The organism is Saccharopolyspora sp., from assembly GCF_017434145.1.
GTDB lineage: Bacteria > Actinomycetota > Actinomycetes > Mycobacteriales > Pseudonocardiaceae > Saccharopolyspora_C > Saccharopolyspora_C galaxeae.
Genome location: NZ_JAFRFW010001042.1, coordinates 1 through 1715, shown reverse-complemented (window position 1 = coordinate 1715; position 1715 = coordinate 1). Strand labels below are relative to the sequence as shown.

Below are 1715 nucleotides of genomic sequence, written 5' to 3'. Positions count from 1 at the left end.
TGCGCCGCAGCAGCTCCGGCAGGTCCAGCCGGCCGAGAGCGGTGGTCGGCGCGAGCGGGGTGAGCCGGTCGACGACCGCCTCGGTGCGCACCTGCTGCCAACGGTCGGTCTCGCCGGCGAACACCACGGCATCGGCGAACTCGACCTGGCCGACCGCGACCTGAGCGACGGTTCGCTCGTCGTCCGGGCTGCCGCTGAGCCCGCGCTCGTGCAGCGGCTCGTCCCCACCGGCGTCGTCGAGCCAGCTCGGCAGGTCGACCGCCGCGACGACCGCGCGCAGCTCGACGTCCTCGACGACCGGGGACTCACCGACCAGGACGTGCTCCATCGCCCAGCAGATCGCCTCCGGCTCCACCGACGGGTCCAGCTGCACCACGATCCGTCGCACGTCGGGCGCCGCGGCCAGCCGCCGCAGCAGCGGCAGGAAGTCCTCGCGCAGCGTGCAGGACACGCAGCCGTGCGCCAGTTCCAGCGCGGTGACCTGGTCCGAGTCGCCCTGCCGGAGGTGGCGGCGGACCACGCCGTGGGCGATCTCGCGCAAGTCGTGGTGCACGAGCGCGGTGCCCTGCGGGTCGTCGTCGGCGGCGGCCCTGGCGATCCGCGCGAGGTGTTCGGCGTGCACCCCCGTGATCACGGTCAGCGGGACTCGGGACGGCTCGGCTTCGGTTCCCACGTGCGGCCCCAATCGGGAATGGTTTTCATCTGGTCCGGTGGACACGGTACTCTTGTTGAAAATGGATGTCGTTACCAGGAGGTCTCCGTGTCCGTCCGCTGCCAGGTGACCGGGAAGAAACCCGGCTACGGCAAGCAGGTTTCCCACTCGCACGTGCGAACCAACCGGCGCTGGCTGCCGAACGTGCAGCGACGCCGGTACTGGCTGCCCTCGGAAGGGCGCTGGGTGCGGCTGCAGGTGTCCACCAAGGGCGTCAAGACGATCGACAAGCGCGGCATCGAGTCGGTCGTCGACGAGATGCGCGCCCGCGGGGAGCGCGTCTGATGGCCGCCTCCGAGATCCGTCCGGTGATCAAGATGCGGTCCACCGCAGGAACCGGCTTCACGTACATGACCAGGAAGAACCGCCGCAACAACCCGGAACGGCTGCGGTTGCGCAAATACGACCCGGTGCTCGGCGAGCACGTCGAGTTCCGCGAAGAGCGCTGAGGAGGACCCGAGTTGGCCAAGAAGTCCAAGATCGCCCGCAACGAGCAGCGGCGGGCGGTGGTGGCGCGCTACGCACAACGGCGCGCCGAGCTCAAGAAGATCATCTCCGCGCCCGGCAGCAGCCCCGAGCAACGCTCCGCGGCGGTCACCGAACTGTCCCGCCAGCCGCGCGACGCCAGCGCCACGCGAGTCCGCAACCGCGACGCGATCGACGGGCGCCCGCGCGGCTACTTCCGCAAGTTCGGGCTCTCCCGGGTGCGGCTGCGCCAGGCCGCGCACAACGGCGAACTGCCCGGCGTGACGAAATCGAGTTGGTGAGCATGGCCCAGCACGACCGGCGCGCACCGCGCCGCACACCGAACCTGCTGCGCAGGGAAGGCGTGGTCGAAGTGGACTGGAAGGACACCGCGCTGCTGCGCAAGTTCATCTCCGACCGCGGCAAGATCCGTTCCCGCCGGGTCACCGGGCTGACCCGGCAGCAGCAGCACGAAGTCGCCCGCGCGATCAAGAACGCCCGGGAGATGGCGCTGCTGCCCTACCCGAGCCCGGCCAGC

At 70.7% G+C, this 1715-nt stretch carries 5 protein-coding genes; 4 read left to right on the top strand and 1 reads right to left on the bottom strand.

From position 1 onward, the window contains the following. Positions 1 to 622: GTP-binding protein (locus IJH84_RS28475; protein ID WP_295151103.1), on the bottom strand; the 622-nt coding region annotated here is incomplete at its 3' end. A gap of 138 nt (positions 623 to 760) precedes the next feature. Between IJH84_RS28475 and rpmB the strand changes: the two genes are divergently transcribed. The 4 genes from rpmB to rpsR form a co-directional block, all read left to right on the top strand. Beyond that, positions 761 to 997 (top strand): 50S ribosomal protein L28, encoded by a 237-nt coding sequence (gene rpmB, locus IJH84_RS28470; RefSeq protein ID WP_295151101.1) that lies wholly within the window; start codon positions 761 to 763, stop codon positions 995 to 997. After that, a complete protein-coding gene (gene rpmG / locus IJH84_RS28465) occupies positions 997 to 1161 on the top strand; it encodes a 50S ribosomal protein L33 (protein WP_200069113.1) in 165 nt (54 codons plus the stop codon). Before rpmB ends, rpmG begins: the two co-directional genes overlap by 1 nt. A 12-nt stretch (positions 1162 to 1173) precedes the next feature. Continuing rightward, positions 1174 to 1479, top strand: a complete 306-nt coding sequence (gene rpsN, locus IJH84_RS28460; RefSeq protein ID WP_200069112.1) for a 30S ribosomal protein S14 — start codon at positions 1174 to 1176, stop codon at positions 1477 to 1479. A 2-nt stretch (positions 1480 to 1481) separates the two neighbouring features. Then, on the top strand, positions 1482 to 1715 hold a 234-nt coding region (rpsR, locus tag IJH84_RS28455; protein WP_295151078.1), incomplete at its 3' end, for a 30S ribosomal protein S18.